The organism is Hugonella massiliensis, assembly GCA_001486445.1.
GTDB classification, from domain to species: Bacteria; Actinomycetota; Coriobacteriia; order Coriobacteriales; family Eggerthellaceae; genus Hugonella; species Hugonella massiliensis.
This window is the reverse complement of sequence record LN908983.1, coordinates 40,159-54,719: the sequence shown is the minus strand read 5'-3', so window position 1 is coordinate 54,719 and position 14,561 is coordinate 40,159. Positions and strand designations below refer to the sequence as shown.

Annotated in this window: 11 protein-coding genes; 10 read left to right on the top strand and 1 reads right to left on the bottom strand. The window is 66.1% G+C overall.

All coding sequences use genetic code 11. The features are described 5' to 3' along the window. Positions 1-133 precede the first annotated feature (133 nt). The 6 genes from BN3270_RS09550 to upp all read left to right on the top strand — a co-directional run bounded on the left by BN3270_RS09550 (position 134) and on the right by upp (position 5,320). The gene (locus BN3270_RS09550; RefSeq protein WP_082673234.1) at positions 134-346 is read left to right on the top strand and encodes an NAD(P)/FAD-dependent oxidoreductase; all 213 of its coding nucleotides are present in this window, start codon (positions 134-136) and stop codon (positions 344-346) included. Then, positions 343-2,061, top strand: a complete 1,719-nt coding sequence (locus BN3270_RS00755; RefSeq protein WP_058985215.1) for an NAD(P)/FAD-dependent oxidoreductase — start codon at positions 343-345, stop codon at positions 2,059-2,061. The genes BN3270_RS09550 and BN3270_RS00755 overlap by 4 nt, the downstream gene beginning before the upstream one ends. Further along, on the top strand, positions 2,061-2,672 hold the full coding sequence (locus BN3270_RS00750; protein WP_058985214.1) for an L-threonylcarbamoyladenylate synthase: 612 nt from the start codon (positions 2,061-2,063) through the stop codon (positions 2,670-2,672). Before BN3270_RS00755 ends, BN3270_RS00750 begins: the two co-directional genes overlap by 1 nt. An 84-nt stretch (positions 2,673-2,756) precedes the next feature. After that, positions 2,757-3,191, top strand: coding sequence for a ribose 5-phosphate isomerase B (gene rpiB / locus BN3270_RS00745; protein ID WP_058985213.1), 435 nt, complete (start codon positions 2,757-2,759; stop codon positions 3,189-3,191). Between the two features lie 212 nt (positions 3,192-3,403). Beyond that, positions 3,404-4,654, top strand: coding sequence for a serine hydroxymethyltransferase (glyA, locus tag BN3270_RS00740; protein WP_058985212.1), 1,251 nt, complete (start codon positions 3,404-3,406; stop codon positions 4,652-4,654). 21 nt (positions 4,655-4,675) lie between these two features. Beyond that, positions 4,676-5,320 carry a uracil phosphoribosyltransferase gene (upp, locus tag BN3270_RS00735; protein ID WP_058985211.1) on the top strand — a complete coding sequence of 215 codons (645 nt, stop codon included), beginning with the start codon at positions 4,676-4,678 and terminating at the stop codon, positions 5,318-5,320. A 98-nt stretch (positions 5,321-5,418) separates the two neighbouring features. On the opposite strand, the gene BN3270_RS00730 is transcribed toward upp, so the two are convergent. After that, positions 5,419-7,815 (bottom strand): putative bifunctional diguanylate cyclase/phosphodiesterase, encoded by a 2,397-nt coding sequence (locus tag BN3270_RS00730; RefSeq protein WP_167551304.1) that lies wholly within the window; start codon positions 7,813-7,815, stop codon positions 5,419-5,421. Between the two features lie 511 nt (positions 7,816-8,326). On the opposite strand from BN3270_RS00730, the gene BN3270_RS00725 reads away from it, so the two are divergent. The 4 genes from BN3270_RS00725 (at position 8,327) to atpE (ending at position 14,536) form a co-directional block, all read left to right on the top strand. Then, on the top strand, positions 8,327-12,910 hold the full coding sequence (locus BN3270_RS00725) for an EAL domain-containing protein (RefSeq protein WP_058985209.1): 4,584 nt from the start codon (positions 8,327-8,329) through the stop codon (positions 12,908-12,910). Between the two features lie 161 nt (positions 12,911-13,071). Then, on the top strand, positions 13,072-13,398 hold the full coding sequence (locus BN3270_RS00720; RefSeq protein ID WP_058985208.1) for a hypothetical protein: 327 nt from the start codon (positions 13,072-13,074) through the stop codon (positions 13,396-13,398). Continuing rightward, complete coding sequence (gene atpB, locus BN3270_RS00715) at positions 13,399-14,190, top strand: F0F1 ATP synthase subunit A (RefSeq protein ID WP_058985207.1); 792 nt, start codon at positions 13,399-13,401, stop codon at positions 14,188-14,190. 127 nt (positions 14,191-14,317) lie between these two features. Continuing rightward, positions 14,318-14,536, top strand: a complete 219-nt coding sequence (gene atpE / locus BN3270_RS00710) for an ATP synthase F0 subunit C (RefSeq protein ID WP_271711856.1) — start codon at positions 14,318-14,320, stop codon at positions 14,534-14,536. Positions 14,537-14,561 lie beyond the last annotated feature (25 nt).

Here is a 14,561-nt window from a genome sequence, read left to right as displayed (position 1 = left end):
AGTGGTGGGTTGCGGCGTGGGGCGGGTGGCCGTGGGGCGGCTGCGGTTGGGCCGCGGTGTGCGCGGCGTGCGCGCCGGGGCCGCGAGGGCCGGCGACGGCTTCCGGGGCAGGGTGCGCGCCTGACGCCGCAGCGTGAGGGGGGGCGGGGGGGGGTCCGGCTGGCAGGTCCGGCGCGGGGGCAGGGGCGGGGCGGCCCTCGACCCGGCCGCGATGCGCGTCGCCGCCCCCGGACGCCTCTTCGCCTGCGGGGAGGCCCTCGACGTCGACGGGCCCTGCGGCGGATTCAACCTTCATTGGGCCTGGACCTCGGGCCTTCTTGCCGGAAAGGCGGTGGCCCAGCGATGATTCGCGTTCCCAACCTCACGATGGAGCTCGATGCGGAAGAGGTGACGCGCGGCGGCGCCTGGCATACGGCAGGCCCGCTCGTCGCGGCGGTCGCCCGAGCTCTGGCGGTCCCGGCCTCCCAGGTGGTGCGCGTCCAGGTCCTGCGCCGCAGCATCGACGCGCGCAAGCGGTCGCACGTTCACTTCAACGTGACCGCCCTGGCGCAACTGGCGAGCCCGGCGGCCGAAGCGGCGGCCGTGGGCTCGCGCAAGGCCCAGGCCTACGCCCCCCTGTCGCCCCTCGCGATCCCGCGCGTCGCCGCCCCGCAGGATGACGCGCGCCCCGTCGTGGTGGGCACGGGACCGGCCGGTCTCTTTTGCGCCCTCTACCTGGCCCGCGCCGGCGCTCGTCCGCTCGTGGTCGAACGCGGGGCGGCGGTGGAAGACCGCGCCCGCGCAGTGGCCGCCTTCGACGCCGGCGGCCCCCTGTCCGAACGCACCAACATCCAGTTCGGCGAAGGCGGGGCCGGCACCTTCTCCGACGGCAAGCTCACCACCAACACCAAGCACCGCATGGCTCCCTACGTCCTGCGCTGGTTCGTCGATGCGGGCGCGCCCGCAGACATCCTGTGGGACGCCAAGCCCCACATAGGCAGCGACAAGCTGCCCGGGGTCGTGGCCCGCATGCGCCGGGAGATCGTCGCCTTGGGCGGCGAGGTCCGCTTCGGCTGCCGCCTGGTCGAAGCCCGTTTCGAGCGCGGCGCCCTGACGGCGGCCGTTCTCGAAGACGCTTCGGGCACCATCGAGGTCATTCCGTGCGCGCGCATGATTCTCGCGCCCGGCCATTCGGCCCGCGACACCTTCGAGGCGGTGCGCGGCTGGGGCGTGACCATGGAACAGAAGCCCTTTTCGATGGGGGTGCGCATCGAGCACCTGCAGTCCCAGATCAACCGGGCCCAGTGGGGGAGGTTCGCGGCGCATCCGGCGCTTGCCCATCGCGCCGCCGACTACAAGATGGCCGTGCACGTGAGCCCCGCTCGCAGCGCCTACACCTTCTGCATGTGTCCGGGCGGCACGGTCACCTGCGCGGCAAGCGAGGCGGGCGGCATTGTGACCAACGGCATGAGCAACTACGCGCGCGACGGCCGCAACGCCAACGCGGCCCTGCTCGTCAACGTCGACCCCGCCGATTTCCCTGGCAGCGACTCGCTTGCGGGGGTGACCCTGCAGCGCAGCGTGGAGCAGGCTGCCTACCGCGCTTCGATCGAGGCGGGCGGGGCGCCTTACCAGGCGCCGGCGCAAACGGTGGGCGATTTCCTCGCCGCCATGGGCCGGCCGGTGCCTGCCGGCCGCAGTCCCCAGGTGCGCCCCACCTACGCGCGCGGCACCGTTGCCGTCGATCTGCGCACCTGTCTGCCCGCTTTCGTTTGCGATACGATTGCGGATGCGCTTCCGCGCTTCAACGGGCGCCTGCGGGGCTTTTGCGACCCTGCGGCGGTGCTCACGGCGCCTGAAACGCGGTCGTCGTCACCCGTGCGCATCTGCCGGGGCAAGCAGAGCCTGCAGGCCTGGCTGCCCGGGGCGCCCCGGGGTCCCGAAGGCGATCCGGCCGGCTGCGGCGTCTACCCCTGCGGCGAAGGCGCGGGCTATGCGGGCGGCATCATGTCGGCCGCCTGCGACGGGATGCGCGTGGCAGCGCGCGTGGCCCAGGATATGATTCAAGCAAAGGACGAGTAATGGCTGAAGCGAACTACGTCAACGTCGAACGGGCGGTCGCCCTCTTGCGGGCCGGCCAGGCGGTGGTCTTTCCCACCGATACCGTCTACGGAGTGGGGGTGTCGGTGCGCGATGCGCCCTCGCCTGAGGCGATCTACGCGGCCAAGGAGCGCAGCCATCGCAAGCCGGTCGCCTGGCTGGTTGGCGGCGTCGAAGCCCTCGACGTCTACGGCAAGATCGTCCCCGAAGAGGTCAAATCGCTCGCGCGCACCTTCTGGCCCGGCTCCCTTACCATCGTCGTCGCGGCGAGCGACGCGGTGCCCGCCGCCTTCCGCTCGGCCCAGAACACGATCGGCCTGCGCATGCCCCATAACCCAACGGCGCTCGGCCTCATCGAGGCGCTCGGCTGTCCCATTGCCACGTCGTCGGCCAACCTTGCGGGCAACAAGCCCGTGTGCGCAGCCGCCGACCTCGACGCGGCCTTCCTGGCCAAGGTCGCGGGCACCCTGGTCGACGAAACCGATGAGGGCAAGAGCGGGGTGGCGTCCACGGTGGTCGACTGCTCGACCGGCCATCCGGTCATCTTGCGCGAAGGCGCCGTCTCGCTCGACGACATCAAGGCACTCTGGTAACGGGCGCGGGGTCGGGCATCGGCTGGCCCCGCGTGTTGCACGCGCGACCCTATTGAGCCGCGCCCCTCTAAGGAAAGGATTCCCATGAAGATTTCGATCGGAAGCGACCACGCCGGTTTCGCCCAGAAGGAGCAGCTCAAGGCCTACCTGCAGGGCAAGGGCCACGACGTCGTCGACCGCGGTTGCTACAGCGACGAGCGCGTCGACTACCCCGACTTCGCCAAGCCGGTGGCGCTCGACGTGGCGCAGGGCCGGGCGGACCGCGGTGTGCTTGTGTGCGGCACGGGCATCGGCATGGCCATGGCCGCCGACAAGGTGCCGGGTGTGCGCGCGGCCAACGTGATCACCCCCCAGTTCGCCGACTTGTGCCGCGAGCACAACGACGCCAACGTGATCACCCTTTCGGGCCGTTTCGTCGAACTGCAGACCAACGAGGAGATTCTCGACATCTTCCTGTCCACGGCCTTCGGCGGCGGCCGCCACACGGGCCGCGTCGCCAAGATCATGGAGCTCGACTAGGGGCGCAGGCCCAGTGGGAAAGGGCGGCGTCCGCTCTGCGCCCACGGGTCGGTTCGGCACGGCGAGCGGGGTTGCAGGACCGGTAGGGCCCGCAACCCCGCTCGCTCGTTTCGGGCGTATTGCGCCCGCGCGGCCCGCGGGCGGCGCGGGGCCGTTGTGCTACCATGAACCCCGAAACAAGCGCAATCGCGCCCTCGTGAGAAAGGTTCACTATGGCCCTTACCTACGTCCAGCACACAGACCCCGAAGTTGCCGCCGCCATCGGCGCCGAACTCGACCGCCAGCGTCACACGATCGAGCTGATCGCTTCCGAAAACATCGTGTCGCCTGCCGTCATGCAGGCCATGGGCACGGTGCTCACCAACAAGTACGCCGAAGGCTACCCGGGGCACCGCTATTACGGTGGCTGCGAAAAGGTCGACATCGTCGAGGACCTCGCGCGCGAGCGCGCCAAGAAGCTTTTCGATTGCGCATACGCCAACGTGCAGCCCCATTCGGGCGCCCAGGCCAACTACGCCGCCTACGCCGCCATCATCAAGCCGGGCGACACGGTGCTCGGCATGAGCCTCGATGCGGGCGGCCACCTCACCCACGGTTCCAAGGTCAACTTCTCGGGCAAGCTCTACAAGGTCATTCCCTACGGTCTCAACGCCGACGAGCGCATCGACTACGACGACGTCGAGAAGAAGGCCAAGGAATTCCAGCCCAAGGTCATCGTCGCCGGCGCGTCGGCCTATCCCCGCGTCATCGACTTCGAGCGTCTGGGCAAGATCGCCCACGACAACGGCGCCTACCTCATGGTCGACATGGCCCATATCGCCGGCCTCGTGGCCGCGGGCGCGCACCCGAGCCCTCTGCCCTACGCCGATATCGTCACCACGACCACGCACAAGACCCTGCGCGGTCCCCGCGGCGGCATGATCCTCTCCAACAACGAAGAGCTCTTCAAGAAGCTCAACAGCGCCGTCTTCCCCGGCACCCAGGGCGGCCCGCTCATGCACGTGATCGCCGGCAAGGCCGTGGCCTTCAAGGAGGCCCTGCAGCCTGAGTTCAAGACCTACATCGACAAGGTGGTGAAGAACAACGCTGCCATGGGCCGCGGCATGACCGAAGGCGGCCTGCGCCTCGTCACGGGCGGCACCGACAACCACCTGTGCCTGGTCGACCTGCGCCCTGCGCATGCCACCGGCGCCGAAACCGAAGACCTGCTCGAAGCGGTGGGTCTCACCGTCAACAAGAACGCCATCCCCAACGACCCCGAAAAGCCGGCCGTTACCTCGGGCATCCGCGTGGGCTCTGCCGCCGGCACCACCCGCGGTCTCACTGAAGAGGAGTTCTACACGGTGGGCAAATCGATCGCCGGCGTCGTCTTCAACAAGAACGACGAAGCCAAGCTGGCCGAAATCAAGGAGACCATCTCCCAGATCATCGCCGCGCATCCTCTCTATCCGGAATTCAACTAACAGTTACTGAAGGGAACCGCCATGCCCTACGCGAACCCGCGCGTCACACTCGTCGACCATCCGTTGGTGCAGCACAAGATGGGAATCCTCCGTCAGAGCGCTACGCCGACGTCCCAGTTCCGCACGCTTGTGCGCGAGCTCGCGCATATCGAGGCCATCTTCGCCACCGCCGATCTGGAAACCGAAAGTTACGAGGTCGAAACGCCCATCTGCCGCACGCGCGCCAAGCGCATCGCCGGCCCCAAGCTGGCGATCGTGCCCATCCTGCGCGCCGGCATGGGCATGGTCGACGGGGTGCTCGACCTGGTGCCGAGCGCCCGCGTGGGCGTGCTGGGCATGCAGCGCAACGAAGAGACCCACGAACCCGAGCCCTACTACGAAAAGGTTCCGGTCGACGTGGCCAGCCGCGATTGCCTGGTGGTCGACCCCATGCTCGCCACGGGCGGTTCGGCCATCGCGGCCGTCAAGCTCCTGCGTGAGCGCGGTGTCGCCAACATCAAGGTCATGGTGCTCGTTGCGGCACCCGTTGGCCTCGATGCCCTGCTCGCCGCCGATTCCGACGTGCATATCTACACCTGCGCGATCGACGAGGGTTTGAATGAAGCGGCCTATATCGTGCCCGGCCTGGGCGACGCGGGCGACCGCATCTTCGGCACGGTGGCCTAAGGGCGCGCCTTTCATACGAACGAAAACGGGGGCGGCCGCTTGCGCGGTCGCCCCCGTTTTCGTGGCAGAGGTCGATGGGTGCGCGGCAAGACGCCCCGTTAGCGCTTGCCTTCAAGCCCCTTCCAGAAGGGGGACTCCAATAGCGCGTCGGTGGGAAGGGGCTTGCTGAAGTAGAAGCCCTGCACGATGTCGCCGCCGCACTGGCGCACGAACTCGAGCTGCTCTTTCGTCTCGACGCCTTCGACGACGACGTCGATGCCGATTGTGTGGCAGAGTTGGATAAGGGCGCGCACGATCGTCTGGGCCTTGTCGTTGCCTTCGGCATCGCGCAGGAAGGCCTGGTCGAGCTTGGCCCCGTCGATCTCGTAGCTCTTCAGCACGTTGAGGGAGGATTCGCCCGACCCGAAGTCGTCGAGCCAGATCTGGAAGCCGTGCGCCCGCAGGTCGGAAAGGGCCGTGCGGATGTTGCTGCTGTCGGAGAGCACCGATTCGGTGATCTCGACACGGATGCAGTGGGGCGGGATGCCGTAAGACGACGCGATGCGCTCGATCGTGGCGGGCACGTCCTTGACGGTGAAGTCGTTGCGCGACACGTTGAAGGAGAAGTAGGCCTCCTCGCGCGCCTTTGCGGGGAGGCTTGCGAGCAGGGCGCAGGCGCGGTCGAGCATGAGCGAATCAAGCTGATAGGTCATGTAGGATCGTTCGAGCACGGGGACGAACACGTTGGGCGACAGGACCCCGCGATCGGCGTCGTGCCAGCGCGCGAGCACTTCGAAGCCGTGGCAGCGCCCGTCGGCGAGCGTGACCACCGGTTGGAAATAGGGCACTAAATCGCCGTTTTTCAGCGCGTCGTCGAAATGCCCCAGGACGAAGGCCTCGCGGTCGCGTTCCGCGGCGATTTCTTCGTTGTAGAAGCGGTAGAGGACCGCATGCTGGCGGCGCAGGGTGTCGCTGGCGTATCTGGCCTTATCGACCGCTCTGGCAAGGCCGGCCAGGGGCTGGTCGGGGTCCAGATGGTAGATGCCGATGCGCAGGAAGACGTAGAAATGCGGCACCGCGTGGGCGATGGCGTTCTGCACGGCCTGCGCTTCGGCCAGCGGGTTGGCATCGCGGGTGTAGACCACGAAGTGGTCGGTGTCGTAGCGGCAGGACACGCAGTCGTCGAAGGACGTTCGGATGAGCGTGGCGATGGCGCGCAGAACGTCGTCGCCCGTTCGGTAGCCGAAGGACTTGTTGAGGTCCTGGAAACGGTCGATGTCGAAGAAGACGATGGTGGCGGGAGCGAAGCTTTCGCCCTGCGCTTCGACCGTCTGGGAGAACCCGTCGTAGTTGTGCAGTTCGGTGAGGGGGTCGATGAGGTTGGGATCGGTGGCGGTCTCGTGATCGAGCACCTCGGGGCGGAAGATTTCCCCGACCACGCGGTTCTTTCCCTCGGCTTTGGCGGCGTAGAGGTTGTCGTCGGCGATGCGCAGGAAGGTGCGCAGGTTGCGCTCGCTGTCAACCGTTCCGTAGCAGTAGCCCGCGCTCAGGCTTTCGGCGCCGTTCGGCGCGCGATCGGCGTGGGCGCGCGCGACCTCTCCCAACCGGGCGGCGAAGTCCTTTTCATCGACGTCGGCGGCCACCACGAGGAACTCGTCGCCGCCGTAGCGGTAACAGCGCTCGTTGCTTCCCGCGAACCGGGTGCTTATCGTGCGGCCTATCTCGCGCAGGACCGCGTCGCCGCGCGCGTGCCCGAACCGGTCGTTTATCGCCTTGAAGTCGTCCACGTCGAGCATGGCCACCGCCATGCGGCAGCCCGTGATGGCGGGGAAGTCCTCGCGCAGGGCGGCTCGGTTGAGCAGGCCGGTGAGCTCGTCGGTACGGCTGCGGGTTTTCAGCTTGCGGTTGGCTTCCGAGAGCTGGTGGGTGAGCAGCTGGGTGCTGTCGAACCACCAGCGTCGCATGACGATGGCGGCATAGGAAAGCGCGTAGAAGAGGAAAAGGTCGTAGATGTCCTGCCAGGCGATGTAGCGCCCCATCACGTGGAGAGCGAGAAGCATCGAAACGAGGCTGACGGCGAAGAGGAGGAACTCATGGCCCCTGCGCACGTAGGGGAAGGTGAGGATGGCGATGGAGATGATGACGAACTCGAGGAAGTAGCTGCTGCCCAGCTGGGTGTCGAGAACCGTCAAGCTGGCGAGTGCCGCGTTCAGGCAGATGTTGAGCAGCTCGAGGTTGAGCAGGCGGGCGGGGTTGCGGCGGACGAGCTTCGAGACGGAAAGGAGCAGGATGTGGGGTACGTTGACCGCGAGGATGACAAGGTAGATGAAGTGGTTGGGAATTCCGGCGAAGGCCTTGGTGCTCGGGTCGAGGAAGCTGTTACCCAGAAGGCCCGCGATGCCGATGAGGCAGACGACCGCGGAAGCCGCGGTGCCGGCGTTCTGGTTGTAGATCGTAAGGGCGCGCACGAATTCGGCCGACGAGAAGAAGGCCTTGTTGGCTTCGCTTGTTCTCATGAGGGCGAGAAGGCTTTTAAAAAACGAGGACGCGGACATGTCTGCGTCCTGCTTCCGTTCGCTAGCGGCTGACGAACGGGCGCGGGGCGCATGCGAGTCAGGAGCGCTCATAGGCTATCACGCTTTTCGTGGCGCGATGTCGCAAGGCGAGGGCGAACGGCGAAACGGGGCGGATTCGACTCACCCTCTCTCTTCATTGTCCGCGTGCGGGCGAACACGGGCATGATGCGCGCCGCGCTCAATGCGTTCTCCATCGGGACTTCCTATCGGCTACCAGCAACATTTCTCCATGTGGGTACATTCTAGCCATTTTCCCTCCCCTTAGATCGGGCGCGCGCAAACGAACGCCGTTTGTGGAGGGGCTCGGCGGGGATTTCGGCGCCATCGCCCGCTGACCGCTCTCCCGCAGGCGCCCTCGGCGGCCGAATCCGGTGGATTCCGCCGTCATCTTGTGGAAAAATCAGACCGTCTGAAAGGCGCCGGGGGCGCATGGGGTAGGGGAGTTGTGCGCATGGTATCTGAACAACCGCTCTTCGGGGCTTTGCACCCTTCCGCGACGGTGTCAGGCGAGCCGCGCGATGCCGAAAACTGCCTGCTCCGTGTAAACGACGCCGCTGCGCGGGCCATGTGCAACGACGACCCCGACGTGCGCGTTGCCGTCTTCATCGAGGGCTTGGGCCGGGGCATGTGCGCCGACCGCTCCTACGTGTTCGAAATCAACGCGCGCGGCATGTACGACAACACCTACGAATGGTGCACCGAAGGCGTGGCTCCCCAGCGCGACCGCCTGCAGGATATCTCCGAATCGGAATTCGCCCCCGATTGGTGGGAGGCCTTCCGCGCAGGAGACCAGTACCTGGTGTCCGATATGGCCGCCTATCGCGCCCACGATCCCCGCATGGCCGACCTGCTTGCCAGCCAGGACATCGACGCTCTGATCGTGTCGCCTATCCTCATCAAGGGGGAGCTGCGCGGGTTCTTGGGCCTCGACAACCCCTGTCCGGCTGCCCTGTCCCATTTTCGGGTCCACCTGCAGATGGCCGCGCTCTTCGTCGCCAACGAGCTCGACCGCCGCGACCGCGCCTTCGGCGTGCCGGCCCTCACGCGCTTCGACCATATGACGGGGCTGCTCAACCTTGCGGGCATGAGCTTCGCCGTCGGCGCGGCGATCCGCGCCGCGCGCGAGGGGGCGGCTGCGCGCGCCATGGCGGTTGTCTATCTCGATATCTCCGATTTCAAATCCTTCAACCGCTCCTACGGCTACGGGGCCGGCGATCGCCTGCTCGTGCGCATGGCCGACCTCCTCAACGAAACGGCGGGTAGGGACCATGCCTGCCATGGCGATGCCGACCGCTTCTACGCGCTCGTGGAAAACGACCGCGCCGAAGCGTTCGTGGACGACATCCATCGTCGGATGAAGGACGACCCCACCCGCAGCGCGAACGTAATCGGCGGCATCTACGCGATCGACGGAACCGAATCGAGCACGTCCCAAGTGCTCGACCGCGCCAAGATCGCCGGGGGAGCGGTGTCGCGCGACTTCACCCATTGTTGGCGCCGGTACGCAAGCCAGATGGAGGACCGGCTCACCCTCGAGAACTACGTGTCCACCCACGCCGCCGAAGCGGCTGCCCGCGGTTGGCTCACGGTTTACTACCAACCGATGATCGGCACCTTTTCCGAACGGGTCGAATGCTTCGAAGCCCTCGTGCGGTGGGACGACCCCGTCTACGGCATGCTGGCGCCGGCGCAGTTCGTCGACGTGCTCGAGCGCACCCGTCAGGCTCACCTGGTCGATCTCTACGTGCTTGATCGCGTGTGCACCGCCATCGAGGAAAAGATGCGCGCGCTCGAGCCGTTCGTCCCCGTGTCGGTGAACCTGTCGCGCTACGACTTGGAGTTGCCCGACATCCACGACCGCATCGACGGCATCCTCGAAGCGCATCGCGTGCCCCATAGCGCGGTGCGCTTCGAGATTACCGAAACGGCCCTGGTGGAAAACGAAGAGCACATCGCCGAGCACCTGGCCGCCTTCCATGCGCGCGGCTACGAGGTATGGCTCGACGATTTCGGCAGCGGCTACAGCTCGCTCAACACGCTGCAGCGCTTCGATTTCGACTGCGTCAAGCTCGACATGCTCTTTCTTCGCTCCGAAAGCGTCAAGTCGCGCACCCTTGTGGGCGACCTTATCGACATGGTCAAGCATCTGGGGCTCAAGACCTTGGCCGAAGGGGTGGAGACCGACGACCAGTTCCGCTTCCTCAAAGGCATCGGCTGCGCGCTCGCCCAGGGCTACTGGTGCGCCCGCCCCCAGCCTCTGGCCGCGGTGGAAGAGACGCTCGCCCGCAAGGGGATCGGCCTGATCGCCCCGCTCGAGCGCCTCGTGTTCGACGACATCGCCCGCGTCGACGTGCGGGGCGGCCACATCGCCGCCACGCATGCGGGCACGGCGATCGCGGCGGGCGAGGCCGTGGCCGTCTTCACCGAGCATGCAGGCACGCTGGTGCTCGTGTTCGCCGACGAGGGCTTCGCCGCCCGCCTGCGTGTCGCCTACCCAGAGGGGGCGCCCCGGGAATGGAGCGGGCGGCAGGAGGATTCCTTCTTCGTGTGGAGGCTGCGGTCCTGGTTCCACGCCCTCGACGCGATAGGCGTGTCGAGGGATTTCGTCGTCGCCAAGGACGGGGTCGAGACCACCGTGCGCGTGCAGCTGGTTTCCGACCATTTGTGGGGACGGGCCTACCTGGCGGAAGCGCGCAGCGTGAAGCTGGGCGAAGACGAGGCGGCCTCCGAAGACCTCTTCAACATGGTGAGCCCCCTCATCGAGGAAATGAGCGTGGTCGACCTCTCTGCCGACCGCTTCTCGATCGCCTACAGCGCCTTCGGGGTCGACGGCCGTGCGCGCGGGGACATGGTCTATTCGGACGAGCTGCGACGGTTCGCGGTCGAGCGCATCTACCCGCTCGACCGCGAAGGGTACCGGGCCTTTCTCGACCCGGGCACCATGGCCTCCCGCGTCGACCGGGCGCCCAGGGGCCTTCTCAACGGGTATTTTCGCGTGCTCTCAGACGCGTCGACCTACGAGCTGCGCCGCATCACGGTGTCCCGGGTTCCCTCGACCGGGCCATCCTCTCGCTTCTTGATCTGCGTCATGACCGATGCGGCGGGCTGGACCCAGGACCTTATCGAGGAATCGCGGGGGATCGACGGTGTGGGCGACGGGGCCTTCTCGCCCGACGAGCTATGGGCGGCCACGCTCTCGTCGACGGTGATGGGCGTCTTTTGGAAGGACGCCGACCGGCGCTTCCGAGGCGCCAACAGGGCCTTTCTCCAGTATTTCGACGTCGCGCTCGACGAGATCGTCGGGAAGACCGATGAAGATATGGGCTGGAATCCCGACCCACGGCCGTTCAAAGACGACGAGGCGCTCGTGCTGTCGACCGGCGCCATCGTATCGAATGCGGTGGGCACCTGCGTGGTGGACGGGAGCGAGCGCGCAATCGTTGCGGCCAAGTCGCCCGTCTTTCGGGGCGGGCGCATCGTGGGCCTGGTCGGGCGCTGCTACGATGCGGGCGACCTTGTCGAGGCCATACAGGCTTCGGACGCGCGCGTCCTCGCGCCCCTTCAGGCGCGCGCCCTGGTCGACGACGTCACGGGCCTTCCCAACGCTGAAGGCCTGCTGCGCCGTTTCCGCGAGCTGCGCCCCGACGCGCGCGCGGACGAGGACTTCGGCTTCGTCGTGGTGCAGGTCCTCGGGATGTGCGGCCTCGAGCGCGCCTACGGGGCGGAGGTCTACGACAGCCTGCAGCGCGCGATCGCCCGCGCGCTCGAGGCCGCGGTGCCCGATGGGGTGGTGGCGCGCGCGTACGAAAGCCGTTACGCGATTATGGTCCGTCCCTGCGATGCCGACCGTCTCTGCGAGCTGCGCGCTGCCGTCGCAAGGGCTCTCGAAGACATCACGCAGGTAGAGGGCGTGCCCTGCACCGTCTATGCCCTCGTGGGCGCCGCCCTCTATTCCGACGGCATCGATTTCGGCGAGATGACCGCCCGGGCAGAGCTCTCCTTCGCGCCAGCGCGGACGGCTGCTTCGGCGGAGCGCCCGGCCCGCCCGGCCGAGCTTTCCAACGAGGACACGCCCGACGGGGAGGACGGGAGCCTGCGCGCGCGTCTGGAAAAGCTGCGCCGGGAAAACGAGGCGCTGAGGCGGGAGTCCCGCACCGACGAGCTGACCCGCGTGCTCAATCGGCGCGGATTCGACGAGATGGCCGCCAGCCTCTTCGCGAGCGGCGCTCACGGCGTGGTTGTCCTGGCCGTCGACGTCGACGATTTCAAGCTCTTCAACGACCGGTTCGGCCATAAGGTGGGCGATGCCCTGCTCGAATCGCTCGCCGGCGAGTTGCGCGGGCTTTTCGGCGACGATCATCTCTCGCGTTGCGGCGGCGACGAGTTCCAGGCCATCCTCGTCGACCCCGACGATGCCTTCATGGAACGGATGCGCGCCTTCTTCTTCCGCCTGCACACGGTCGAATCGCAGGGGCGCACCTATGCCTTCCGGTGCTGTGCGGGCTACGCCCGCCGCGGCGCTGGCCAGGAGGGCTTTTCCGAGCTGTGCCGCCGGGCGGACATGGCCCTCTACCACGCCAAGCTGGCCCGCGGCGGCGCCTTCGAGTTCGAAGCCGCCATGCGGGGCGACCGGCGCAGCCAGCTGGGCTTCAGCCTGCGGGACATCTCCAACGGCCTGCCGGCCGCCGTGTTCGCCTATCGGGACGACCCTACCGAAGAGATCCTCTTCGCCAACCGCCATTGCGTGGACCTGTTCGGTTGCGCTTCCTACGACGAGCTCGTCGACCTCTGCCACGGCAGTTTCCGCGGCATGATGGACCCCTCCCAGCGCGACCGGGTCGAAGCGTCGATTCGCTCGCAGATCGAAGACGGGGCGGGCAGCGACCGCGATTTCGTGGCCTACGACATCGTGCGGGCGGACGGCCGGCACGTGCGCGTGCTCGACGCGGGGCGCCTCGTCGACAACGAATACTACGGTCGGGTCTTCTTCGTATTGCTCATCAATGCCGAATTGGTAGAAGGATGGAAAGAATGAGTACCCCTCGTGGGGCGAGCGGGCGTAAGCCCTTGTGGGTGATTTTCCCAGAAAGGGCAAATTGCCCATGCTTTTTTTCGCGGAGTTGTAAGTAACACGTTGTTTATGCGTTAATATACCCATCGTTTACCTTAAGGCAGAACGGGGAAGGACACAGTCGGTTGGCTCTCGCCATTGCATGCGGAATCCTTGCGGGAATCGTGGGCTTCATCCCCCTGTTCTTTGCACTCAAACTTTCCCGAGCAAGCGAGTCCCTCACCATGGTCGCGACGGCTGGGCAAAGCCTGGCGGGCGTGTTCGTGTCGCTCGTGCTCCTCGTGGTCGCCATGCTCTTGTGCGCCTGGCTCAACCGCCCCTCGATTCTTCCGTTCGGTATCAGTGAAATTGCGGCGTTCATCGCGGTCACGTCGGTATACTTCATGTGGCGCAACCGCGTGTTTCGTCGGGAAAAGAAATTGGAAGACGATAGCAAAGGGGACTTGGATTAAATGGGCGAAGCCTTACAAGAGTTCGTGAAGCTGGCGCAGGGCATTGCGCCTACCTTCGACTCCCAAACCGTTTTCTCCATCGGCAGCTGGAACATCTCGCAGTACACGCTCTACATGTTCATCATCTTGGCCTTGGTGCTCATCATGGTGCTCGTGGGCGCGCGCAAGCTGCAGCTCGTGCCGCATAGCAAGGGCACGGCCATCTTGGAATACCTCTACGGCTTCATCGGCGAGAGCGTGGGCCGCGACGTCATCGGCGAAGGCTACAAGAAGCACATCCCCTTCTTGGCCACGCTCTTCTTCTTCATCCTCACGGCCAACGTCATCGGCCTGATCCCGGGCGCCAAGGCGGCCACCGGCACCATGTCGGTCACCTGGGCCCTTTCCCTGATCGCCTTCATCTACTTCAACTTCTACGGCTTCAAGACGCTCGGCCTCTTCGGCTACATCAAGAGCATCTGCCCGAGCGCGGTGCCCGGCCCCATGAAGCCGGTCATCTGGGTGCTCGAAACCTTCTCCCTCATTCTGCGCCTGCTCACCCTGGCCGTGCGACTCTACGGCAACATGCTGTCGGGCCATATGATCTTGGGCGTGTTCTCGATCGCCACCACCGTTTTCTTCCAGTACACCTTCCTGGCCATGGGCGGTTTCGCCACCGGTCTGGTGGGCGTCATCTGGTTCGCTCTGCTTCTGTTCATGTACGCCCTCGAAACGCTCGTCGCGTTCTTGCAGGCCTACGTGTTCACGATCCTTACGTCTTCCTACATCGGCATGGCGGTGCACCCCCACTGATGCGGGAAGCCCCGCGGCCAACGCGCCGCGGCTTTACTTCGGTACTACAGCTGGTACGTAAACTTCAGCTGAGCAATATAGGAAGGAACCCACGAGAAAGGCTCTGGGTCCACCAAAGGAGGTAATTGTGGATATCACTATTGCGCTAGCCGCCCTGAAGGTCGTCGGCTACGGTCTCGCCGCCATCGGCCCTGGTATCGGTATCGGTATCGCCACCTACGGCCTGTGCGTCTCCGCTGCTCGTCAGCCTGAGATGAAGGGTCAGCTCATGGGCTACTTCTTCATCGGCGCTGCAATGTCCGAGGCTCTTGCACTGCTCGGCCTGGTTCTGTTCTTCATCGGCTAACCTGCATCCAGAATCATCTAGAAGC

What these genes read in the sequence shown, in the direction of transcription:
- BN3270_RS00755 (WP_058985215.1), top strand. Translation starts at nt 343, where the DNA reads ATGATTCGCGTTCCCAACCTCACGATGGAGCTCGATGCGGAAGAGGTG.
- BN3270_RS00750 (WP_058985214.1), top strand. Translation starts at nt 2,061, where the DNA reads ATGGCTGAAGCGAACTACGTCAACGTCGAACGGGCGGTCGCCCTCTTG.
- rpiB (WP_058985213.1), top strand. Translation starts at nt 2,757, where the DNA reads ATGAAGATTTCGATCGGAAGCGACCACGCCGGTTTCGCCCAGAAGGAG.
- glyA (WP_058985212.1), top strand. Translation starts at nt 3,404, where the DNA reads ATGGCCCTTACCTACGTCCAGCACACAGACCCCGAAGTTGCCGCCGCC.
- upp (WP_058985211.1), top strand. Translation starts at nt 4,676, where the DNA reads ATGCCCTACGCGAACCCGCGCGTCACACTCGTCGACCATCCGTTGGTG.
- BN3270_RS00730 (WP_167551304.1), bottom strand. Translation starts at nt 7,815, where the DNA reads ATGAGAACAAGCGAAGCCAACAAGGCCTTCTTCTCGTCGGCCGAATTC.
- BN3270_RS00725 (WP_058985209.1), top strand. Translation starts at nt 8,327, where the DNA reads ATGGTATCTGAACAACCGCTCTTCGGGGCTTTGCACCCTTCCGCGACG.
- atpB (WP_058985207.1), top strand. Translation starts at nt 13,399, where the DNA reads ATGGGCGAAGCCTTACAAGAGTTCGTGAAGCTGGCGCAGGGCATTGCG.